Below are 22,037 nucleotides of genomic sequence, written 5' to 3' on the forward strand. Positions count from 1 at the left end.
CGTGTACGGGCCGCGCAGGCGGCGGTGCGCGCTCACGACGGCGAGCGCCGGCGGCAGGTCCAGTCCGGCGGTGTCGAGCGTCGGGGCCCCCCGCCCCGCGGCGGCCCCCCCCCCCGCGGGGGGGGGGGGGGGGCGGGGCCCCGGGCCTAGTCGCGCGGGTCCTGCGGGCGGCCGACGGTCTCCGCCTTGGCCTGACCCTGCGCGGGGACGGCGGCGCCGCCGGCAGGCGGCGACACGAAGTTGCCGTTGGGGGTGATCGACACCGGGCCCTCGGCCTCCGGGCCCGCCGGGGTCGGCTGCGTCGCGGCGTCCGACGGTGATCCCGGGGTCTTCTCCACGACCAGGACGAAGTCGTCGCCGTGGCGGCTGATGCCGTCGACGACGGCCTGCTCGATCGCCAGGGTGGCGTAGTTGCCACGCAGCACGATCGGGTCGCGGCGGAGGTCCTTGACCAGACTCACCGCCATCGCCGCCATCACGAGGGCGAACGGCAGGGCCGCGATGATGGTCAGGTTCTGCAGGCCGGTCAGGGCCGCACCGTCCTCGCCCAGGAGGAGCATGATCGCGGCGACCGAGCCCATCACCACGCCCCAGAAGACGACGACCCAGCGGCTCGGCTCCAGGGTGCCGCGCTGGGAGAGCGACCCCATGACGATCGAGGCGGCGTCCGCGCCGGACACGAAGAAGATCGCCACGAGGACCATCACGAGCACGGTCGCGGCGGTGGCCAGCGGGTACTGGCCCAGGACGGCGAACAGCTGCCCCTCGGTGGTGCCCTGGCCGGCGACGTCGGCGCCGTCGCGCTGGGCGGCGATCCCGGCCCCACCGAAGACGGCGAACCACAGCAGGCTGACCAGGCTGGGCACCAGGAGCACGCCGGTGACGAACTGGCGGATGGTGCGGCCGCGGCTGATGCGCGCGATGAACAGCCCGACGAACGGCGTCCAGCTGATCCACCAGGCCCAGTAGAAGACCGTCCAGCCGCGCAGCCAGGCGGCCATCGGGTCGCCGCCGGTGGCCTCGGTGCGCGCGGCCATCTCGCCGAGGTCGGAGAAGTAGCTGCCGACCGCGTCGGGGATGAGGTTGAGGATGAAGATCGTCGGCCCCGCGAGGAAGACGAACAGGGCGAGCACCAGGGCCAGGACCATGTTGGTGTTGGACAGCCACTGGATGCCCTTGGCGATGCCCGAGACGGCGGAGGCGACGAACGCCGCGGTCAGCACCGCGATGATCGCGACCAGGACGCCGTTGCCGACGTCCCCGGCCCAGCCGAGGATCTCCACCCCGCTGCCGATCTGCAGGGCACCCAGGCCGAGGGAGGCCGCCGACCCGAACAGCGTCGCGAAGATGGCCAGGACGTCGATGACCCGGCCGGCCGGGCCGGTGGCCCGCCGCTCGCCCAGCAGCGGGATGAAGGCGGAGCTGATCAGCTGCCGGCGGCCGCGCCGGAAGGTCCCGTAGGCGATGGCCAGGCCGACGACGGCGTACAGCGCCCACGGGTGCAGCGTCCAGTGGAACAGCGTGGTGGCCATCGCCGTCTGGATGGCCTCGGACGACTCGGCCTCGGTCGTGAGCGGCGGCGGGGCGACGAAGTGCGACAGCGGCTCGGCGACGCCGAAGAACATCAGGCCGATGCCCATGCCGGCGCTGAACATCATCGCGATCCAGGAGATCGTGCGGAACTCCGGCCGTTCGTCATCGCGCCCCAGCGGGATCCGCCCGTACTTGCTGGCAGCCAGCCAGATCACGTAGATGACGAACGCCGACGCCAGGAGCACGAACAGCCAGCCGAGGTTCCCGGTGACCCAGCCGAGGACCGACCCGCTCACCGTGCCCAGCCCCGTGGGCGTCGCGAAGCCCCACACCACGAAACCCAGCGCCATGGCCGCGGCGACGGCGAACAGCACCCGGTCCACGGCCCAGTGGCGGTCGGCGACGCAGGGTGGCGGCTCCGCGATGGCGGGGTGGGTCCCGGTGGCCGACACCCCCGTCGCCGGGACCGAGCGCTCCTCCCCCGCCACGCCGGCGCCGTCGACAGGGGTCGGATCGGCGCCCACGTCCAGCGCCTCGCTCAGCGGGTGCGGGCGCGAGCCGTGCTCGCGGCGCGGTTGCTCCATGACACTCCCCAATCGTGTTGCGTCATTCGAGACTCACTTCGCAAGAGGGAACCAGAGGCGCTGTCCCAGAACAAGGGCCCGAAGTGATTCTCCACACACCCCGGCACCACGGGACGGCGTGTGCTGCGGGGGCCACGAGATGCCCGTTCTGATCGCCGGTCCCGCCGCGGCACCTCGGGCCCGGTCTCCGGCCGGGGGCACGCGTCCCCCGCCCTGCCCGGGACAGGCTCTCGGCCTGCCGACGGCACTGCCCACCTCAGAGGTCGTGGGACGTCACCGCCCGGACGAGCTCGCTCCTCCCGCCGAGGCCCAGCTTGGTGAACACCTTGTGCAGGTGGTACTCCACGGTCTTGCGGGAGAGGAACAGCTGCACGGCGATCTCGGGGTTGGAGGCGCCGCCTGCGGCCAGCCGCGCGATCTGCAGCTCCTGCGGCGTGAGGCGGGCCCAGTCGGTGGCCTGCCGCCGGCCGAGGGTCTCCCCTGTGGCACGGAGCTCCGCGAGCGCCCGGTCCGCCCACGGCACCGCGCCCACGCGGTCGAAGGCCTCCGCGGCCGCGCGCAGTGCGACCCGGGCGTCCACCCTGCGCCGCAGCCGCCGCAGCGTCTCGCCGTAGGACAGCCGGGTACGGGCCTCGTCGAGGGGCCGGGTCGCCGCGTCGTGTTGCTCCAGCGCCTCCTCGTAGCCGACCGGGTCGCCGCCCGCGAGCTGCGCGGCGCCCCGGCGGGCGAGGGCGAGCCCCCAGGGCGTCCCGGCGCGCCGGGCCCAGCCGCCGAACCGCTGCAGCGCAGCGCGCCCGTCCTCGGGACGACCGGCCCGTGCCGCGGCCTCGACCAGGTCGGGGGTCGCCCACAGCGCCACTCCCGGGTGGCTCAGCCCCCGACGGGCCACCACAGGAGCGAGTCGCACGAGCGCCTCCTCCGGCCGGCCGAGACCGAGCTCGAGCAGGCCGAGCGCCCACGACGCCCCGGCCCCGACGGCCCCCAGCCGATGCGCCTCCGCCTGCGCCGTCGCGTCTCGGACGTGCCGCCGGCACGACTCCTCGTCGCCACGCCAGGCGGCGACGAGGGCGAGCACGACGTCGGCCGTGGCCGACTGTTGACCCAGCTCGCGGGCGAGCCGGAGACCCTCCTGACACGTCGTCACGGCGTCGTCGAGCAGCCCGGACTGCGCGTAGGAGAAGGCGAGCCGGTTGAGCGTCGTGGCCAGCAGACCGATCGTCCCGGTCCGGCGCACCGTCGCCTGCGCCCGCAGGTAGAAGCGGCGGGCCGCGACCTCGTCACCGACCAGCAGGGCCGCCTGTCCGGCGCGCAGCAGCGTCAGGGGATCCTCGGCCTGCCCGGCTCGGCTCACGACCCGGCGCAACCGGGCGGTGCCGTCCCCCCACTCCCCCGCGCAGAGGTCGGCGACCCCGGTCAGCAGGTCGACCACCGGCTCCCCGTCACCCGCGGCCCCCGGCACGAGCTGTCCGACCAGGCGGCCGAGCTCGACGGCCCGCTCACCACCGGCGAGCGAGGCGGCCTCACCTGCGAGTGCGAGGTGCGCCAGGGCAGCGGACCGGTCTGCGGCCTCCTGCGCCGCGGCGACGAGGAGCGGGTAGGCGGTGTCGGGCGATCCGCCGCTGAGCTCGATCAGCCCGCGCAGGCCGCGGAGGGACGCCCGCTGGTCCGGGTCCCGGAGCAGCGGTCCCCCCTCGTCCAGCAGCTGGAGGGCGCGGGCGGGCCAACCGGCGGCCCAGCTCGCCTCGGCCGCCGCCACGAGCCGCCGGCCACGCCGGTCGGGCGCCCCGGTGAGCGTCGCGGCCCGGCGGAGGGCGGCCGCGGCCGCGGCCGGCCCGGACCGGGCCCGTGCCCGCTGGGCCGACGACTCCAGGAGGTCGGCCACGGCGTCGTCGGGCGCCACCGCCGCCGCCGCGAGGTGCCAGGCCCGGCGGTCGACGTCCTCGGCACCGTCGAGCGCCGCCGCCAGGCCGCGGTGCGCTGCCTGCCGCCCGGCGTGACCGGCATCCTGGTACACGGCCGAGCGCACCAGCGGATGGCGGAACTCCACCCGGTCGCCGGTGACCCGCACCAGGCCCCGCGCCTCGGCGGTGGCGAGGTCGGCCGTGTCCAGGCCGCACACGGCGGCCGCACGACCGATCACGTCGAGCCGTCCGGTGTCGTCCGCGGCCGCCAGGACCAGCAGCCGGCGGGTGGGCACCGGCAGCTGCGCGGCCAGGTCGGCGAAGACCCGCTCGATGCCGGTGCCGACCGGCAGCGGGTCGGGCAGGGGCTCCAGCCCGGCCAGCTGTCCGGGCGTCAGCACCCCGGGCAGCTCGACCAGCGCCAGCGGGTTCCCGCCGGTGCCCTCCACCAGCCGCCGACGGACCGGCTCGGCCGCCGTGGGCGCCCGTGCGGCGACCAGGGCATCGGCCGCCTGCGGGTCCAGGCCCCCGAGCACGAGCTCCGGCAGCCCCGCGGCGGCGAACGCGTCCCCTCCCGGGGCGCGGGTCGCGGCGATCAGCACGACACCCTCGGCCTCGAGCCGCCGGGCCGCGAACACCAACGCCCCCACCGACGCGGGGTCCGCCCACTGCGCGTCGTCGACCAGGCAGACCACGCCGGACTCCACCGCCACCTCGGCCAGCAGCGACAGCACGCCCACCGCCACCAGGAACCGGTCGCCGCCCCGTGCCGGCCCCAGGCCCAGCGCCCCGCGAAGGGCATCGGCCTGCACCGGGGGCAGCGCCTCGATCCGGTCGACCACCGGGAGGAGCAGCTGGTGCAGCACGGCGAACGGGAGGTCGAGCTCGGATCCCACACCCGCGGCCCGCAGACAGCGGGCGGTCCCGGCCTGCTGCGCGGCCCAGGAGAGCAGCGCCGACTTCCCGACCCCCGGCTCGCCGCGGACGACCAGCACCTGGCTGCGCGACGTCCGCGCACCCGCGAGCGCGTCGTCGAGGCGCATGCGCTCGGACCTCCGGCCGAGCAGCAGCCGACCGGGCTGGTGCTGCAGCACTGGGGAGGTCATGGATGCGACCGCGGCTCCCGGCCGACCACCCTGACCACCGGCACAGGTCCAGGGAGGGACGAGGGGAGCCGGCCATGTCCGACCACGCCGACGAGGAACCCGGGGCACGGGAGCACGAGGACCTCCCCCGCATCGCCGTCGTCGGCGGCGGCCCCGCGGGCTTGGTGGCGGCCATCGCGCTGGCGCGGCGCGGGATCCGGACGACCGTCCTGGAGCGCGACGGGCACCCGGAGCTGACCCCGCGGTTCAACCCCGACCGCTCCTACACCATCGACATCACCGGGCACGGCCTGCGGGCCCTGCGGCACATCGACGCCACCGGGTACTTCGACGCCCGCCTGCTCCCGTTCCGGGGCATCCAGTACGCCGGCCGGGTGGTGGAGGACTGGCCGGGACCAGGGTGGACCGGCTCGCGCGGCGACATCCTCCGGGCGCTCACCGCGGTGGTGACCGACCGCCACCGGGACGCCGTCGAGGTCGAGTACGGCTGCCGCGTGACCCATGTCGACGTCCGCACCGGAGCCGTCTCCGCCACGGCGCCGGGCGGGGAGCCGGTGACGCGACAGTTCGACCTGGTCGTCGGGGCGGACGGGGCCGGCTCGGTGGTCCGCCAGGCGATGCAGCGGCAGGTGCCCGGCTTCACCGTGGCCAAGAAGTCGCTGCCCAACCACGTGACGATGATCGCGCTCGACCGGCTCAGCGACCAACTCGACGAGACCCGCCTCCAGGCACTGGCGACCCGGCCCTTCTGCGTCGCCGGTGCGATCCCGGGCGACGAGGAGTCCGACGGCCCGCGCTGGTTCTGCGCGATCGGCACCCGCCGGCCGCTGTCGTTCTCCTCGGTCGGCGCGGCCCGCGCCTACCTCCGGCAGCACTGTCCTCGCGTGCTGGACCTCGCCAGCGACGCGGCCGTCACCGCGTTCGCCGGCCGGACCAGCCACCACATCGGCCAGAGACTGACGTGCTCCCGGCTGGCCGGCGGCCGGGCCGTCCTGCTGGGCGACGCCGCCGGGCCCTTCCCCCCGATCGGCCAGGGCGTCAACGCCGCCATGGAGGGGGCCATCGAGCTCGACCGGTGCATCGGCGCAGCCGGACCCGGCGCCGCCTCCCTGGCCGTCGCGGCGGCGGGCTACAGCGCGGCGTGGAAGCCGGAACTGGACGCCATCTCCTGGATCAGCGAGAAGATGCTCTTCGAGAACCGGCTGCACACGGTGCGGGCCAACGTGACGATGCGCTGGGGCGCCAACGTCATCGGCCGGGCCAAGATCGCGGAGGTCCCCTGGTCCCGGGTCCGGGCAGAGGCACGTCGCTGGGGTCCGCTGTGGTGGTGACCGCGGCAACGGAGGGTGAGGGGAACGCGAGACCCGGTCCTCCGCCACCCGCCGGTGCGGCTCCTCGCCCACCGGAGCCCCCGGAGCGGCGCACCGCTCTGCTCCTGCTCCGGTCGCACCCGGGGACCCGGGCTCAGGGGCGCTGGGGCAACGTCGTCAGGCGCACGGTCTCGGGCAGCGCCTCCAGGGCGGCGAGCAGGGCAGGGGGCATGTCGCCGCTGACGTCGGTGACGACGTAGCCGAGCTCGCCGCGGGTGGCCAGCACCTGACCGTCGACGTTGAGGCCGTGCTCGCCGACCAGCGCGTCGACCCGCGCCAGCACGCCGGGGACGTTGCGGTGCAGCAGCGCGAACCGGGCCGCCGAAGACCCGTGCAGGGCCACCGCGGGCAGGTTCACGCTCAGCGTCGTCGTCCCGGTGCGGCAGTAGTCGGCCAGCTTGCCGGCGACGAACCGCCCGATGTCGTACTGGGCCTCCTGGGTCGACCCGCCGACGTGCGGGGTGAGGATGACGTTGGGCAGCCCGCGCAGCACCGAGTCGAACGGGTCCCCCTGCTCGCGCGGCTCGTCGGGGAAGACGTCGACGGCCGCGCCCGCGATGTGGCCGCTCTCGATGTGCTCGCGCAGCGCCCGGTGGTCGACGACGAACCCGCGGGAGAGGTTGAGGAACAGGCTGCGCCGGCGCATCCGGGCGAACTGCTCGGCGCCGAACAGCCCCGCGTTGCCGGCCCGCCCGTCGACGTGCAACGTCACGGTCTCCGCGCGCTCGAGCAGCTCCTCCAGGCTGCCGCAGGCCTCCGCGTTGCCCAGGGCGAGCTTGTCCTCCAAGTCGTAGAACAGCACCCGCATGCCCAGCGCCTCGGCCAGCACCGACAGCTGGCTGCCGATGTTGCCGTAGCCCACGATGCCCAGGGTCCGCCCCCGGATCTCGTGGCTGCCCTTGGCCGACTTGTCCCAGGTCCCGGCGTGCAGCGCGCGGTCCCGGTCGACCAGCCGACGGGCCAGGCTGATGATCTCCGCGATCGCCAGCTCCACCACGCTGCGGGTGTTGGAGTACGGCGCGTTGAACACCGCCACCCCCGCCGCGGCCGCCCCGACCAGGTCGATCTGGTTGGTGCCGATGCAGAAGGCGCCCACGGCCGCCAGGTGCGGCTGGGCCTCCAGCACGTCGGCGGTCACCTGCGTCTTCGACCGGATGCCCAGCAGGTGGACGCCGTCCAGCGCGGCGGTCAGGTCGGCCTCGTCCAGCGCTCCCCGCAGCGACTCCACCTCGTAACCAGCCGAGGACAGCAGCTCCACCGCCACCGGGTCGATGTTCTCCAGCAGCAGAGCTCTGGGCATGTCGGTCTGATCTCCTCGAGGAATGCGGTGCCGCCGTTCCTCGACGTCGCGAGCGCGGGGGCCGGACCGGCGGACTCCGCTCCAGGCTAGGGGACGTGGATGTGTCGGGTTCCGCCCAGGCGGGGGTCGGGGCGCGGCGCCGGACACCCCCGGGCGTGCCGCCGGGCTCAGGGATCGTGCCGGCCCAGCACCGCCGTCACGAACGCGTCGGCCGGTTGCGCCAGCGCCTCGTGCGCCGCGACGAACAGCTCGTGCGCGCGGCGACCGGGCCAGTCCTCCGGCAGCAGCTCGGCCGGCAGGTCGGGGTCCCGGAAGGGGAAGTGCCGGTAGCCGGAGACCAGCTCGATCCGCAGTCGGAGTGCGTCCTGACCGGGCAGGGTGGCGAGCTCGGAGGTCGGGGGCAGCTCCTCCAGGCGGGTGACGAGGTCCTGGTAGTCGCGGCCGAGCGCCTTGAGGTCCCAGCAGCGCTCGACCATGTCCAGGTCGGTCGCCCGGTCACGGGAACGGCAGGTCAGCAGGTCCAGCCGTGCCGACGTGTCCGGCAGGGCGCGCTCCACCTCGTCGAGCCGCTCGTGCGGGCTGAGCCACGTCGCCGTCGCCAGCGGCCCGAAACCCAGCCAGGAGAGGGTGCGCCGCAACCGCTCCCGCTCGGCTCGGTCCTGCTCGGAGACCGCGTAGATGACCATGCGCCACTGGCCGTCCCACGGCGGGTGCGCGCGCTCGAAGATCCTGGTGCGCCCCTCGTCCAGCAGCTGCCAGGCCTTGTCCGTCAACGTGTAGACGGCGTGACGGCCCTCCCGGTGGGTGTCGAACCACCCCTCCTTCCGCATGCGGGCCAGGACGATGCGGGCGGTCGGCTCCCCGACGTCGAAGACCCCCAGCAGGTCGACCAGCGCCTGGATCCGCGCGGCGCCGCCGTGGTAGCGCAGGTGGTCCCCGAACAGGTCGAAGACGACGGACCGCGGTCTCATCCAGCTCCCATCGTGCGCGCGGCGACCGGTCTGGCCACTCCTCCCGATTGTCCGACCGGGACACCACGCCGGCGCTACGGGGCTGCGACACGCACCCGGTGCGGCACCCGGATCTGCTCGACCCGGCCGGCTGCCGGTGGCGGGTTGCCCCCGTGGCGCAACCTGTGTCAATCTCACGCTGCTCGACGGATATTGTGACACACCAGGGCGCGAGGGGGACGCACGATGCGCGTAGCGGTACTGGGCGGTGGTCCCGGGGGCCTGTTCGCCGCCACTCTCGCGAAGGCCGGCGCACCCGATCGCGAGGTCACCGTCTTCGAGCGCAACCGTGCCCAGGACACGTTCGGCTTCGGGGTCGTGTTCTCCGACGCCACGCTGGAGGGCATCCACGCGGCAGACCCGGTCGTCCGGGACGCACTGGCCGAGCACGGCGTGCACTGGGACCCGATCGAGCTGCGACTGCACGGCGAGCGATTCCTGTGCCACGGCAACGGGATGGCCGCCGTCGAGCGGAGGACGCTGCTCGACCTGCTGCAGCGGCGGGCGGTCGAGGCCGGCGTCGACGTCCGGTTCTCCACCGAGGTCGACCCCGAGGAGCTCCTGGCGGCCGGATACGACCTGGTGGTCGCCGCCGACGGGGCCAACTCGCGCCTGCGGGACCGGTTCGCCGACGTCTTCGGCCCGACCGCCGAGACCGCGACCGCGAAGTTCGTCTGGCTGGGCACCACGTACCCCTTCGAGGGGCTGACGTTCGTGCACGAGCGCGGCCCGCACGGGGTCTTCGCCGTCCACGGCTACCCGATCGGCGACGGTGTGTCCACGTTCATCGTCGAGACCGACGAGGACACCTGGCGCGCCGCGGGGCTGGACGAGTTCGACGTCACCCAGCCGCCCGGCCCCAGCGACGAGAAGACGCGCACCTACCTGCAGGAGCTGTTCGCCGAGCAGATCGACGGGCACCCGCTGCTGGTCAACAACTCCCGGTGGGGCAACTTCCGCACCCGCCGCGCCCGCCGCTGGCGACACCGGGTGGGAGGGACCGCGATCGCGCTGCTCGGCGACGCCGCCCACACCGCGCACTTCTCGGTCGGCTCCGGCACGAAGATGGCCATGGAGGACGCCGTCGCGCTGGTCGCCGCCCTCGACGAGCACCGGGACGACGTCGACGCCGCCCTGGCGACCTACGAGACGATCCGGCAGCCCCAGGTCGCGAAGATCCAGGACTCCGCGCGGCCGAGCCTGTCGTGGTGGGAGCACTTCGGCCGCTCCCACGACACCCTCCCGGCGTGGCAGTTCGCCTACCACTTCTTCACCCGCAGCCTGCCCGAGTCCAAGCTGCGCCGCCGCGACGACGCGTTCGTCGCCGGGGTCCACGACCGCTGGCGGGCGGTCCACGGGGCCGAACCGCTGGACAGCCCCCTCGAGGTCGCCGGTCAGCGGCTGACGGGGCGGGTCGTCGTGGTCGGCGACGGAGCGGCCCACCTGCCCGGTGGTCCGCTCCCCCTGCGGCCGGGGCCGACCGACGACGGCGGCCCCTGGGGCCTGTGGGTGGCCGCCCCGGACAGCGAGGACCGGTTGCCCGCCGCCCTGGACGCCGTGGCGAAGGGCGTGGCCGCCGGCACCGCCCTGGTCGCGGTCGGCGGCGGCACCGCGCTGACCCGCCGGCTGCTGTGCGAGGCGGCCCGGCTCGAGCACCGGGCGGTGAGCCTGCTGGTCGAGGAGGTCGACCCGGGGCTCGCTTCGGATGTCGCCGTCACCGCCGTGCTCTCCGGGCGCACCGACCTGGTGGGCGCACCCGTCGAGGAGGTCGGCTCGTGAGCCGTCTGGACCCGCTGTTCGCACCCCGCGGGATCGCCGTCGTCGGGGCCTCGCGCGACCCGGGCAAGCTGGGCGCGGTCATGGCCCGCTCCCTGAGCCGCTTCCCGGGCACCGTGGTGGGGGTCAACCCCCGCGACGTGGACCCGGCGGCCGGCCGGTTCGCCACCGTGGCCGACGCCGCCGCGGCCTCCCCCGACCCGATCGAGCTGGCGGTGCTCTGTGTACCCGCGGCCGTCTCCGCGCAGGCCCTGGCCGACGCGGCCCGGGCCGGCGTGCGGGCGGCCCTGGTCACCTCCGGCGGCTACGCCGAGGCCGGCGGCCCGGGTGTCGGCTATCAGCAGGACCTGCTGGCTGCCGCGCGGGACAACGGGGTCGCGCTGCTGGGGCCGAACACCTCCGGGTTCCTCGTCCTCTCGCGCGGCCTCACCGCCACCTTCGTGCCCGGTGCGGGCGCGGTGCCCGCCGGCCCGGTGGCGGTGGTCGCGGCCAGCGGCGGGGTCAACCACGCGCTGGCCTTCCTGCTCGCCGAGGCCGACATCGGCGTCTCGCTCGCCGTCGGGCTGGGCAATGCCGTCGACGTCACCGCCGCCGACGTGCTCACCCACCTGGTCGACGACGAGACCACGCGGGCCGTGGCCCTGCACGTGGAATCGGTCGCCGACGGCCCGGCGCTGACCGCCGCGGTGCGGGCCCTGAGCGCGCGGGTACCGGTGGCCGCGCTCGTCGTCGGGCGCAACGACGTCGCCGAGTTCGCCCGCTCGCACACCGGCGCCCTGGCCACCTCCTGGCGCACCACGCGTGCCGCGCTCCGGGCCGCCGGCGCCGTGCTGGTCGACGACGAGCGCGAGCTGGTCGACGCGGTCACCGCGCTCTCGGCGCTGCGGCTGTCCCCCGTCATCGACCCGGGGGTCGGGGTCCTCACCGCGCAGGCCGGGCCCGCGCTGCTGCACGTCGACGGGTTGCGCGGCCGCGGGGTCGCCGTCCCGCCGCTGGCCGACGCCACGCGGACCGCGGTGGCCGAACTGCTGCCGCCGCTCACCTACCAGGTCAACCCCGTGGACACCGGCCGCCCCGGCCCCGGCTTCGGCCAGGTGCTGGCCACGGTCGCCGCGGACCCGGGCATCGACCTCGTCAGCGTCTACGCCCTCGCCGAGCCCGACGCGCTCGACCTCCCGGCCGCCGTGGAGGGCGCGCTCGCCACCGGCGCCGGGCCGGTCGTCGTCGGGCTGGGCGGCCCGCCCGAGCAGGTGACGCCGCAGCGCCAGGCGCTGCGCAAGCTGGGCGTGCCCGCCCTCGACGGCCCCGCCGCGCTGACCGTCGCGGTCTCGGCCCTGGTCGACGACGCCCGCGCGCGGGGCCGCAGGAGCGGTGCGACCGAGCGGAGGCCCGTGCAGGTGCCCGTTCCGCACCGCGACCTCGACGAGGACGAGGCCAAGACCCTCCTCGGACGGCTCGGCATCCCCACGCCACCGCGGCGGGCCTGTGCCGACCGGGCGGAGGCGCACGGCGCCCTGGCCGACCTGCCCGGACCGCTCGCGGTCAAGCTGCTCGACGCCACGGTCACCCACAAGTCCGACGTCGGCGGCGTGCACCTGGGCATCCGGGACGCCGCCGGACTCGATGCCGCCCTCGACGCCCTCGAGGGGATCGGCGTCACGCGCTTCCTCGTCGAGTCCATGGCGCCCTCCGGCGTCGACCTCGTCGTGGGGGCCTCCCGCGACCCCGTCTTCGGGCCGGTCGTGCTCGTCGGGCTGGGCGGTGTCGTGGCCGAGGCACTGGCCGACGTCGCCATCGCCCCGGCACCGCTGGGTCCCGAGGCAGCCGGGGAGCTGGCCGACGAGCTGCGCGGCCGGGCCCTGCTCGACGGCTTCCGCGGCGGCCCGGTCGCCGACCGCACCGCCCTGGGCTGCGCGCTGGCCGCCCTCGGGGACCTGCTCGTGGGCCATCCCGAGATCGAGGCCGTGGAGGTCAACCCGCTGCGCGTGACCGCCGGCGGGCTGCTCGCGCTCGACGCCGTCCTGACCCTGGGCAAGGAGGCCCGTCCATGACCCGCACCCGCGCCGTTCCGCCCATCGCCGAGGGCGTCGTCCCCTGGCCCGACGACCTCGCGCACCTCTACACCGAGAAGGGCTGGTGGCGCCAGGTCGCCCTGGGCACCGAACTGCTGGCCGCCGCCGACGCACACCCCGACGCGGTCGCCCTGGTCGACGGTGACGTCCGGCTGACCCACCGGTCACTGGCCGCGCGCGCCGACGCCCTGGCCGGCCGGCTGGTCGACGACCTCGGCCTGCAGCGGGAGGACCGCATCGTCGTCCAGCTGCCCAACTGCTGGCAGTTCGTCGTCCTCACCGTGGCCTGCCTGCGCGCCGGGATCGTGCCGGTGATGGCCCTGCCGGCCCACCGGCAGCACGAGCTCGGCCACCTGGCCGCGCACAGCGCGTCGGCGGCGCTCGTGGTGCCGGCCACGCTGCGCGGGTTCGACCACGCCGAGATGGCCGAGGAGCTGCGCGCCGGATCGGACACCCTGGAGCACGTCCTGGTGGTCGGCGACCCGGTGCGGCCCGGCCACGTGGACCTCACCGCCCTGTGCGCCGAGCCCGACGACCCGGCCGCGGTCCGCGCGCGGTGGGACGCCGACCAGCCCGCCAGCCGGTCGGTGGCCGTCTTCCTGCTCTCCGGCGGCACGACGGGTCTGCCGAAGCTGATCGCGCGGACCCACGACGACTACGCCTACAACGCCCGGGCCAGCGCCGAGCTCTGCGGGCTCGGCCCGGACTCGGTCTACCTGGTGTCGCTGCCCGCCTCGCACAACTTCCCGCTGGCCTGCCCGGGCATCCTCGGCGCCCTCCTGAGCGGCGGGACGGTGGTCATGCTGCCCTCCCCCGAGCCCGAGCGGGCCTTCGCCACCATCGACGCCGAGGGCGTCACCGTCACCGCCGCGGTGCCGGCGGTCGCCCAGCGCTGGCTCGCCCACGCCGGCGAGAACGGTGCCGAGCAGCTGCGGTCGCTGCGGCTGCTGCAGGTCGGCGGCGCCCGGCTGGCCGACGAGATCGCCCGCACCGTCCGCCCGGTTCTCGGCTGCACCCTGCAGCAGGTGTTCGGCATGGCCGAGGGGCTGCTCAACTACACCCGTCTCGACGACCCCGAGGACGTCGTCTGCACCACCCAGGGCCGGCCCCTGAGCGAGGGCGACGAGGTCCGCGTCGTCGACGAGCTGGACCGGGACGTGCCCGACGGCACGCCCGGCGCCCTGCTCACCCGCGGGCCCTACACCCCGCGCGGCTACTACCGCGCCGCGGAGCAGAACGCGCGCGCCTTCACCGCCGACGGCTGGTACCGCAGCGGCGACGTCGTCCGGCGGCGGCCCGACGGCAACCTGGTCGTCGAGGGCCGCGACAAGGACATGATCAACCGCGGCGGCGAGAAGATCAGCGCCGAGGAGGTGGAGAACCTCGCCTACCAGCTCCTCCCCCAGGTCGCCCACGTCGCCGCCGTGGCCATGCCCGACCCCCAGCTCGGCGAGCGAGTCTGCCTCTACGCCGTCCTCAAGCCCGGCACCACCCTCACCCTCGACGACGTCCGCCGGGCCCTCGCCGCGGCCGGCGTCGCCACCTTCACGTGGCCCGAGCACCTCGAGATCGTCGACGAACTGCGCACCACCAAGGTCGGCAAGATCGACAAGAAGGCGCTGCGGGAGGACATCGCCGCGCGTCTGACCGCGCGACAGGACCCCGTGTCATGACGCGGCGACGGGGTTCCCGGTCCCGTCGACCGCGGTCGACGGGACCGGCCGGGATGCGGTCACGGCTCTGCCGCGGAGCAGGACCCTGCCGCCGGGGGGTGTCCCTCCTCCGCCTCCAGGTGTCACACTGACGACGTCCGATGTCGACATGACACATCGGAGCTGATCCGTTCCCGGCGGCCGACCGGCCGCGTCCCTCGTCCCACCTCACCCGGAGGTCGCCGTGCCCTACACCTTCGACCGCATCGACCCCGCCCGGACGGCGATGATCGTCGTGGACATGCAGAACGACTTCGTCGCCGAAGGGGCGGCACTGCAGTCCAAGCAGGCCCTCGCCATGGCCGACGAGCTCGCGCAGACGCTGGCGTTCTGCCGGGACAACGGGATCCGGGTCATCTACACCGCCCACGTCCACCGCGAGGACGGCTCCGACATGGGGCTGTACGACGATCTCTACCCGCCGATCGACCAGCGGGCCGCGCTCGTCGACGGCACGCCCGGCTCCGAGATCTTCCCGGCGCTGGCACCGGCGCCCGGTGAGCACGTGATCAAGAAGCACCGGTACAGCGGCTTCTTCGCGACCGACCTGGACCTGATCCTCCGCGAGTGGGGGATCGACTCGGTGGTGGTCTCCGGGACGACCACGGAGAACTGCTGCCACGCGACCGCGCGCGACGCCATGTTCCACAACTACAAGGTGGCGTTCCTGTCCGACGCCACGGGGACCTTCGACTACCCGGACGTCGGCTGGGGTGCCATGTCCGCCGACGACGTCCACCGGGCCACGCTGTCCATCCTCGCGTTCTCCACCGCCCACGTGATGACCGCGGAGGAGTTCCGACGGCTCGTGACGGGCCCCGCTGCCGAGTAGGCGCACCGCGCGCGTGGTGCCCGCCGCCGTGCGGTGACCGGGCACGGCGGCGGCGCCACCTCCCTGGTGCCCTCCCGCTCCGCGCCCGCCGGGCGCCGTGCCCTCCGTCCGGCCGGCGCGGCGACCGCAGGCCCCCGTCCCGGCCGCAGCGCCGGGCGGCTGCCGCCGGGTCAGCAGCGCCATCGCCGGTGCCCCGACGATCATGCCGACCGCGAGCACCGTGATGAGCAGCCCGGCCCGGGCCACGCTCACCTGCAGGTCGCCGGCGATCTCCGGGAGCAGGCCCGCGACGACGAACTCGGTGGTGAGCATGAGGAACGTGCCGACGGCCAGCACGTACACGACGAACGGGAGCCGCGCCGGCGGCCCACCGTCACCGGCCGGGCCGGCGGGCGGTGCCGCCGGCCCGGCCGGGCGGGTCAGGTGGCCCGCGGTCACCGCAGGGTGGCGGCGTCGATGACGAACCGGTAGCGGACGTCGGAGGCCAGCACCCGCTCGTAGGCCTCGTTGACCCGGTCGGCGGGGATGACCTCGACCTCGGCGCCGATGCCGTGCTGCGCGCAGAAGTCCAGCATCTCCTGGGTCTCGGCGATGCCGCCGATCATCGAGCCGGCGTACGTGCGGCGCCCGCCGATCAGCGACATGACGTCCAGGCTCAGCGGCTCGCCCGGGGCACCCACGTTGACCAGCGCGCCGTCCACCGCCAGCAGCGACAGGTGGGCGTCGACGTCGATCGAGGCGCTGACGGTGTTGAGGACGAGGTCGAACCGGCCGGCCAGCCGGGGAAACGTGTCCGGGTCGCTCGTGGCGAAGTAGGAGTCGGCGCCCAGCCGCAGGCCGTCCTCCTGCTTCTTCAGCGACTGCGACAGCACCGTCACCTCGGCGCCCATCGCGTGCGCGATCTTGACGGCCAGGTGGCCCAGCCCGCCGAGGCCGACGACGGCGACCCGCCTGCCCGGCCCGGCGCCCCAGCGGCGCAGCGGCGAGTAGGTGGTGATGCCGGCGCACAGCAGGGGCGCGGCCGCGGCGGGGTCGACGCCGTGGGGGACGCGCAGCACGAAGCCGGCGTCCACGACGACGTGGGTGGAGTAGCCGCCCTGGGTGGTGGTGCCGTCGCGGTCGGTGCCGGCGTAGGTGGGGACCATGCCGTCCAGGCAGTACTGCTCGTCGCCGGTGCGGCAGTTGGCGCACTCGCCGCAGGAGTCCACCATGCAGCCGACGCCGACGCGGTCGCCGACCCGGTGGGTGGTGACGTCGGCCCCGACCTCGGTGACGACGCCGACGATCTCGTGGCCGGGGACGACGGGGAAGGGCTGCGGCCCCCAGTCGCCGTTGACGGTGTGGATGTCGGAGTGGCAGACGCCGGCGTACTCGACGGCGATGAGGACGTCGTTCGGGCCGACGGCACGGCGCTCGATGGTGGTCGGGGCCAGGGGCTCGCCGGCGGAAGGGGCGGCGTAGGCGGGAACGCGCACGGGGAGGTGCTCCTCGTCGATGGTGGGGGTGGGTGTCGGTCGACGGCCGGGGCGGCCGCGTGGTGGGCGTCAGGTGCCGGTGGGCACGGCCGGCACGTCCCTCCCGCAGCACGCGGGAGCGACGGCCTGCCGTGACGGTGTGCTCAGGGGCGCAGCAGCGCCTTGATCGCGCGCCGCTCGTCCATCGCCCGGTAGCCCTCGGCGGCCTGCTCCAGCGGCAGCTCGAGGTCGAAGACCCGGCCCGGGTCGATGGCCCGGTTCCAGATCAGGCTGATCAGGTCGGGCAGGAAGCGGCGCACCGGCGCGGGCCCGCCGTGCAGGTGGACGCCGGAGAAGAACAGCTCCTCGCCGGGCAGCTGCACGTCGTGGGAGACGCCGACGTAGCCGACGTGCCCGCCGGGTCGGGTGGCGCGGATGGCCTGCAGCATCGACTCCTGGGTGCCGACGGCCTCGATGACCGAGTGCGCGCCCAGGCCACCGGTGAGCTCCCGGACCTCGGCCACGCCCTCGTCGCCGCGTGAGGTGACGATGTCGGTGGCCCCGAACTCGCGGGCCAGGGCCTGGCGGGGCTCGTGCCGGCTGAAGGCGATGATCCGCTCCGCCCCCAGCTGCCTGGCGGCCAGCACCCCGAGCAGGCCGACGGCGCCGTCACCGACGACGGCGACGGTCCTGCCCGGCCCCGCCTCGGCGGCGACCGCGCCGAACCAGCCGGTGCCCAGCACGTCGGAGGCGGCCAGCAGGCTCGGGACCAGGTCGGCGTCCGGCGTGCCCGGGGTGGCGACCAGGGTGCCGTCGGCCAGCGGAATGCGGGCGAACTCCGCCTGCGCGCCGGTCGGGCTGGCGAACTCGCCGTGCACGCACCGGGACTGGTACCCGGCCCGGCAGATCTCGCAGGTGTTGTCCGAGGCGAAGAACGAGCCGACGACGAACTGGCCGGGTGTGAGCGTGGTGACCTCGCTGCCCACCTCCTCGACCACGCCGACGTACTCGTGGCCCATCGGCCGCGGCCCGTCGATCGGCTCGATGCCGCGGTAGGGCCACAGGTCCGACCCGCACACGCACGCGGCGGTCACCCGGATGACCGCGTCGGTGGGCTGCTCGATCCGCGGCTGTGGACGGTCCTCGACCCGGACGTCACCGGGGGCGTGGAGTACGGCTCCTCGCAAGACGCTGCTCCTTCGGGAGTGGTGTGCTGTCCCCTCCACCGAACCCCGCCGGAGGCGGGCGCGGGGAGTCGCGTTTGTGGGGGTAGCGGCTCCACCCCCCTCCCCGGGCCCGGCCGACGTAGCGTCGACCGCGTGGACAACCGCTCCGACATCCGCGACTTCCTCGCCAGCCGGCGCGCCCGGATCACCCCCGAGCAGGCCGGGCTGCTCCCCGGGGGTGGCCGGCGGCGGGTCCCCGGGCTGCGCCGCGAGGAGGTCGCCGTCCTGGCCGGGGTGAGCACCGGCTGGTACGAGCGGCTGGAGAAGGGGCACATCGCCGGCGTCTCCGAGGAGGTCCTGGAGGCCGTCGCGCGGGCGCTCCTGCTGGACGAGGCCGAGCGGCTCCACCTGTTCAACCTGGCCCGCGCCGCCAGGCCGGCCCGCGCGGTCCAGCGACGCGGCAGGGCGCGGATCCAGCCGCGCGTGCAGTGGATGCTGGACTCGATGACCGGGTCCGCCGCGTTCGTCGCCAACGGCCGCCTGGACATCCTCGCGACCAACACCCTGGGGTGGGCGCTGCACTCACCGCTGTTCGAGGACCCTCGGCGGCCGGCGAACTTCGCGCGCTTCCAGTTCCTCGACCCGCGGGCGTGCGACTACTACTCCGACTGGGAGAGCGCGGCCAACATCACCGTCGCGCTGCTGCGCACCGAGGCCGGCCGCGACCCCCACGACAAGGACCTGCGCGAGCTGGTCGGGGAGCTGTCCACGGTCAGCGAGGAGTTCCGGACCCGCTGGGCCGCCCACGACGTCCGCATCCACCACGACGGCGCCAAGCAGTTCCACCACCCCGTGGTCGGCACCCTCGACCTCGGCTACTGCACCCTCGCCCTGCCCACCGAGGACCGCTCGGACCTCCGCCTGACCATCTACACCGCCGAACCCGGGTCACCGTCCGAGGACGCCCTCAAGCTGCTGGCCAGCTGGGCGGCGACCAACGCCGACGCGACGGTCCCCGTGACGGGTGCGCCGTGAGCGTGGCGTCGCAGACGCCGGCGTGCGGACCCCTGCGCTGACCTGACCCGCGCCGCCCCGACCGGAACCGCGGAGGCCCCGCAGGGTCGGACGTCGACCCGGCCGAGGGGACCCCGCGAGAGGCGACCGGCGTCACTCGGTGAAGTCGGTGCTGCGGCCGACCTCCTCCCACGCGTCCAGGTCGTCCCGCAGGGAGTCCAGCGCGGCGCGGATCGCGTCGGAGGCGTCGTTGCCGAGCACCAGCAGGTAGGGCGCCTTGCCCGAGTCCACGACGTCGACGAGTGCTGCCGCCGCCCGGGCCGGGTCACCCGGTTGCCTGCCGTGGCCGGTGTCGTGGTCCTTGCGGCGCCTGCCGGCGGTGTCGGCGTAGTCGGCGATCGGCGTCTCCGCCTGGGTGAGCGACCGGCCGGCGAAGTCGGTGCGGAAGCCACCGGGCTCGACGGTCATGGCGGTGATGCCGAGGGGGGCGACCTCCTTGCGCAGCGACAGCGTCAGCGCCTCGATCGCCGCCTTGACCGCCGAGTAGTAGCCCGACCCCTCGGGGCAGATCCGCGCGCCGATCGACGAGAGGTTCACGATCGTGCCGGAGCGGCGGCTGCGCATACCGGGCAGGACGGCCTTGACGGTGCGCACGGTCCCGAAGACGTGCGTGTCGAACAGCTGCCTGACCGGACCGTCCTCACCCTCCTCGACGGCCGCTCGATAGCCGTACCCGGCGTTGTTCACCAGGACGTCGATGCCGCCGAAGCGGGCCTCGGCCGCGGCCACGGCCGCGGTGACCTGCTCGTCACTCGTCACGTCGAGCGTGAGGGCCAGCGCGGTCTCCGGGTGGGCGTCGGCCAGGTCCTGGACCGCCGCGACGTCCCGGGCCGTCACGACGACGTTGTGGCCGCGCTCCAGGGCCGTCTCGGCGAAGGCCCGGCCGAGTCCGGTCGAGCAGCCGGTGATGAACCAGGTACGCACCTCGGCGTCTCCCCCCATACCGCTTCCTCCCATGCCGGTCATGCCTGCCGGATCGGCCGGGCGGACATCTCCACGGTGGTCAGCATGGTGGTCCAGGGGTGCCGACAGCACCAGGTGGGGTGGTCAGGGAGCGTGACGGTGCCCGGAAGGCGCTGGAGGCACCAGGGAGGCGTCCCACCGCAGTCGGAGCCGAGCGCCGCCCAGGCCATAGCATCGGCGAGATGCATGACCGCTCGCACGCCCAGGTTGCCCTGGGCCAGCAGCTGTACCCCGTGCTCGAGCAGTGCAGGAAGCCCGAGACGCTGTGGGCGAAGCTGGCCACGGGCAACTACGACTGGCTCGGCGTCCGCGGCAACGGCAAGTACGTGCTCGGACGGCCGCGGCTGTCCGCCGTCGTCCCGGAGGCGGACGGTCCGCCACCGGACGACGTCCGAGCGCCGCACCGCATCGAGGCACTGGGGCCGCTGCAGCGGATCCCGCGATGGGAGGCCTACGCAACGCCCGAGGAGGCCCGGGACACATTCCGTCGCCTGGCCCAGGGTGACCCGATCACCCCGCTGCGGACATCCGGCGTCTGGCGGGCGCGCCTGGTCCTCGATGGCCGTACGGTCGAGGAGCGGCTGGTCGTCCGCCCGCTCCCGCGGCTGTTCTGATCCGGACACGGCGGTGCCCGCCACCCCGGTGGAGGGGTGGCGGGCACCGCCGGTGGTGGACCGGTCAGCCGCCGTGGACGCCGACCGGGGCCTCGCGGACCTCGGCCGGGGAGTGGGTCCGGAAGTCGTCCTCGAGCTCCTCGAGCGAGCGCCCCCGGGTCTCCGGCGCGAACTTCATGATGAACATCAGCGACCCGATGTTGACCAGGGCGAAGAGCCCGAAGGTCGGAGTGGCGCCCAGGGCCTTCACCAGGGGCGGGAACGCGAAGGAGATCGCCGCGTTGACCGTCCACAGCACGAAGACGGCGATGCCCATCGCGAACCCGCGGATCGTCATCGGGAAGATCTCCGACAGCAGCAACCACACCAGCGTGCCGATGAACGTCTGCACGAAGAAGACGACGAAGAGCATCGCGGCGAGGATCAGGTAGCTGCGGAAACCCGACTCCGGCAGCAGGAACGACAGGGCCAGCACCGCGTGCCCGCCCGCGACCCCGGTGAAGCCGGTGAGCAGGAGCGGCCGGCGGTTGACCCGCCCGATCAGCCAGATGCCGAAGACCGTGCCGATGATCGCCACGACGCCGACCGTGATGGTCAGGACCAGCGACGCGCTGGCGCCCAGCCCGGTCGACCTGAGGATGGTGGGTGCGTAGTAGTTCACCGTGTTGATGCCGGTGGCCTGCTGTGCCGCCGCGAGCCCGCAGCCGATCCACAGGATCCGGCGCATCCACGGGTAGGCCCGCAGGTCGCGCACTGCCGCGCCCTTGTCCTCACTGACGTCGCGCTTGGCGTGCTCGGCGATGACGTTGTACTCCTCGGCCGCCTCCGCCGGGTCGCGGCTGAGGCCGAGGACGCGCCGGGTCTCGCCGAACCGCCCGCGCACGGCGTACCAGCGTGGCGAGTCCGGCAGGAAAAACATGCCGACGAAGAGGGCCACGGCGGGGACCGTGGCGACGCCGAGCATCCACCGCCAGACGTGGGGGTCCTTGATGAGCGCGTCGAGGAGGGCGTTCATCGCGAACGCCAGGAACTGCCCGGTCACGATCATCAACTCGTTGATGGTGACCATCCGCCCGCGCCGGTCCGCGGGGGCCATCTCGGCGAGGTAGAGGGGGCACGTCACAGCGGCGGCCCCGACGCCGAAGCCCAGGAGGATCCGCCCCGCGGTCATGACCGGCACGTTCGGCGCGATCGCGCAGATGAGGGCGCCGAACAAGAAGAGGCCGGCGCAGACCAGCAGGCTGCCCTTGCGGCCGAGTGCGTCGGCGAGCTTGCCGCCGAGGAGGGCGCCGAACGCCGCGCCGGGGAACAGCAGCGAACTGACGACCACGGCCTCGGTGACCGTGGTGAGGGCGAGGTCGTCCTTCATGTACAGCAGGGCACCGGAGATGACGCCGGTGTCGTAGCCGAACAGGAGACCGCCGAGGGTGGAGATCACGGTCAGCTTGACCAGGAAGCGGTTGTGCGCGGGCGATCGTTGCGCCGCGCTGGACGTCCCGGAGGACGAGTGGATCGACATGGCCGCTCTTTCGAGGAGGAGGGCGTCATGGCCCCGGGTACAGGTGTCGGG

The 22,037-nt window shown here is 74.6% G+C and carries 15 protein-coding genes; 7 read left to right on the forward strand and 8 right to left on the reverse strand.

What is annotated here, in order from left to right; translation table 11 throughout:
• Positions 1-146 precede the first annotated feature (146 nt).
• Together ACI78V_RS09655 and ACI78V_RS09660 are read right to left on the reverse strand one after the other, a co-directional pair.
• Positions 147-2,117: a BCCT family transporter gene (locus ACI78V_RS09655; RefSeq protein ID WP_456850667.1), complete on the reverse strand. Its 1,971-nt coding sequence runs from the start codon at positions 2,115-2,117 to the stop codon at positions 147-149.
• Between the two features lie 256 nt (positions 2,118-2,373).
• The gene (locus ACI78V_RS09660; protein WP_456850669.1) at positions 2,374-5,124 is read right to left on the reverse strand and encodes a helix-turn-helix transcriptional regulator; all 2,751 of its coding nucleotides are present in this window, start codon (positions 5,122-5,124) and stop codon (positions 2,374-2,376) included.
• Positions 5,125-5,198: 74 nt separating this feature from the next.
• Between ACI78V_RS09660 and ACI78V_RS09665 the strand changes: the two genes are divergently transcribed.
• The gene (locus ACI78V_RS09665) at positions 5,199-6,455 is read left to right on the forward strand and encodes an FAD-dependent oxidoreductase (protein ID WP_456850670.1); all 1,257 of its coding nucleotides are present in this window, start codon (positions 5,199-5,201) and stop codon (positions 6,453-6,455) included.
• Positions 6,456-6,588: 133 nt separating this feature from the next.
• Here the strand turns inward: ACI78V_RS09665 and serA are convergent, their stop codons facing one another.
• Both serA and ACI78V_RS09675 read right to left on the reverse strand, forming a co-directional pair.
• Entirely contained in the window at positions 6,589-7,794 is a 1,206-nt protein-coding gene (gene serA, locus ACI78V_RS09670) for a phosphoglycerate dehydrogenase (protein ID WP_456850672.1), read from the reverse strand.
• Positions 7,795-7,961: 167 nt separating this feature from the next.
• Positions 7,962-8,765, reverse strand: coding sequence for a PaaX family transcriptional regulator (locus ACI78V_RS09675; RefSeq protein WP_456850674.1), 804 nt, complete (start codon positions 8,763-8,765; stop codon positions 7,962-7,964).
• A 225-nt stretch (positions 8,766-8,990) separates the two neighbouring features.
• Between ACI78V_RS09675 and ACI78V_RS09680 the strand changes: the two genes are divergently transcribed.
• The 4 genes from ACI78V_RS09680 to ACI78V_RS09695 all read left to right on the forward strand — a co-directional run bounded on the left by ACI78V_RS09680 (position 8,991) and on the right by ACI78V_RS09695 (position 15,196).
• Positions 8,991-10,583: an FAD-dependent monooxygenase gene (locus tag ACI78V_RS09680; RefSeq protein ID WP_456850675.1), complete on the forward strand. Its 1,593-nt coding sequence runs from the start codon at positions 8,991-8,993 to the stop codon at positions 10,581-10,583.
• Positions 10,580-12,631 carry an acetate--CoA ligase family protein gene (locus ACI78V_RS09685; protein ID WP_456850677.1) on the forward strand — a complete coding sequence of 684 codons (2,052 nt, stop codon included), beginning with the start codon at positions 10,580-10,582 and terminating at the stop codon, positions 12,629-12,631. Before ACI78V_RS09680 ends, ACI78V_RS09685 begins: the two co-directional genes overlap by 4 nt.
• Positions 12,628-14,325 (forward strand): (2,3-dihydroxybenzoyl)adenylate synthase, encoded by a 1,698-nt coding sequence (locus tag ACI78V_RS09690; protein ID WP_456850678.1) that lies wholly within the window; start codon positions 12,628-12,630, stop codon positions 14,323-14,325. Before ACI78V_RS09685 ends, ACI78V_RS09690 begins: the two co-directional genes overlap by 4 nt.
• A gap of 223 nt (positions 14,326-14,548) precedes the next feature.
• A complete protein-coding gene (locus tag ACI78V_RS09695; RefSeq protein WP_456850679.1) occupies positions 14,549-15,196 on the forward strand; it encodes a cysteine hydrolase family protein in 648 nt (215 codons plus the stop codon).
• A 434-nt stretch (positions 15,197-15,630) separates the two neighbouring features.
• Here the strand turns inward: ACI78V_RS09695 and ACI78V_RS09700 are convergent, their stop codons facing one another.
• Both ACI78V_RS09700 and ACI78V_RS09705 read right to left on the reverse strand, forming a co-directional pair.
• Positions 15,631-16,671 carry an NAD(P)-dependent alcohol dehydrogenase gene (locus tag ACI78V_RS09700; RefSeq protein ID WP_456850680.1) on the reverse strand — a complete coding sequence of 347 codons (1,041 nt, stop codon included), beginning with the start codon at positions 16,669-16,671 and terminating at the stop codon, positions 15,631-15,633.
• Positions 16,672-16,814: 143 nt separating this feature from the next.
• Entirely contained in the window at positions 16,815-17,837 is a 1,023-nt protein-coding gene (locus ACI78V_RS09705; RefSeq protein WP_456850682.1) for a zinc-dependent alcohol dehydrogenase family protein, read from the reverse strand.
• A gap of 132 nt (positions 17,838-17,969) precedes the next feature.
• Here ACI78V_RS09705 and ACI78V_RS09710 point away from each other — a divergent pair, with 132 nt between their 5' ends.
• Positions 17,970-18,851, forward strand: coding sequence for a helix-turn-helix transcriptional regulator (locus tag ACI78V_RS09710; RefSeq protein WP_456850683.1), 882 nt, complete (start codon positions 17,970-17,972; stop codon positions 18,849-18,851).
• A gap of 132 nt (positions 18,852-18,983) precedes the next feature.
• Here ACI78V_RS09710 and ACI78V_RS09715 read toward each other — a convergent pair whose 3' ends face one another.
• The gene (locus ACI78V_RS09715; RefSeq protein WP_456850684.1) at positions 18,984-19,832 is read right to left on the reverse strand and encodes an oxidoreductase; all 849 of its coding nucleotides are present in this window, start codon (positions 19,830-19,832) and stop codon (positions 18,984-18,986) included.
• Positions 19,833-20,035: 203 nt separating this feature from the next.
• On the opposite strand from ACI78V_RS09715, the gene ACI78V_RS09720 reads away from it, so the two are divergent.
• Positions 20,036-20,467, forward strand: coding sequence for a hypothetical protein (locus ACI78V_RS09720; RefSeq protein WP_456850685.1), 432 nt, complete (start codon positions 20,036-20,038; stop codon positions 20,465-20,467).
• Between the two features lie 64 nt (positions 20,468-20,531).
• Here the strand turns inward: ACI78V_RS09720 and ACI78V_RS09725 are convergent, their stop codons facing one another.
• Complete coding sequence (locus tag ACI78V_RS09725; protein ID WP_456850687.1) at positions 20,532-21,986, reverse strand: sugar porter family MFS transporter; 1,455 nt, start codon at positions 21,984-21,986, stop codon at positions 20,532-20,534.
• Positions 21,987-22,037 lie beyond the last annotated feature (51 nt).

The sequence above is a fragment of the Geodermatophilus sp. SYSU D00742 genome, from assembly GCF_054049935.1.

Excerpts from the sequence above, each read along its gene's own strand:
- ACI78V_RS09690 (WP_456850678.1), top strand. The coding sequence starts at position 12,628 with ATGACCCGCACCCGCGCCGTTCCGCCCATCGCCGAGGGCGTCGTCCCC.
- serA (WP_456850672.1), bottom strand. The coding sequence starts at position 7,794 with ATGCCCAGAGCTCTGCTGCTGGAGAACATCGACCCGGTGGCGGTGGAG.
- ACI78V_RS09680 (WP_456850675.1), top strand. The coding sequence starts at position 8,991 with ATGCGCGTAGCGGTACTGGGCGGTGGTCCCGGGGGCCTGTTCGCCGCC.
- ACI78V_RS09660 (WP_456850669.1), bottom strand. The coding sequence starts at position 5,124 with ATGACCTCCCCAGTGCTGCAGCACCAGCCCGGTCGGCTGCTGCTCGGC.
- ACI78V_RS09675 (WP_456850674.1), bottom strand. The coding sequence starts at position 8,765 with ATGAGACCGCGGTCCGTCGTCTTCGACCTGTTCGGGGACCACCTGCGC.
- ACI78V_RS09715 (WP_456850684.1), bottom strand. The coding sequence starts at position 19,832 with ATGGGGGGAGACGCCGAGGTGCGTACCTGGTTCATCACCGGCTGCTCG.
- ACI78V_RS09655 (WP_456850667.1), bottom strand. The coding sequence starts at position 2,117 with ATGGAGCAACCGCGCCGCGAGCACGGCTCGCGCCCGCACCCGCTGAGC.
- ACI78V_RS09720 (WP_456850685.1), top strand. The coding sequence starts at position 20,036 with ATGCATGACCGCTCGCACGCCCAGGTTGCCCTGGGCCAGCAGCTGTAC.
- ACI78V_RS09725 (WP_456850687.1), bottom strand. The coding sequence starts at position 21,986 with ATGTCGATCCACTCGTCCTCCGGGACGTCCAGCGCGGCGCAACGATCG.
- ACI78V_RS09665 (WP_456850670.1), top strand. The coding sequence starts at position 5,199 with ATGTCCGACCACGCCGACGAGGAACCCGGGGCACGGGAGCACGAGGAC.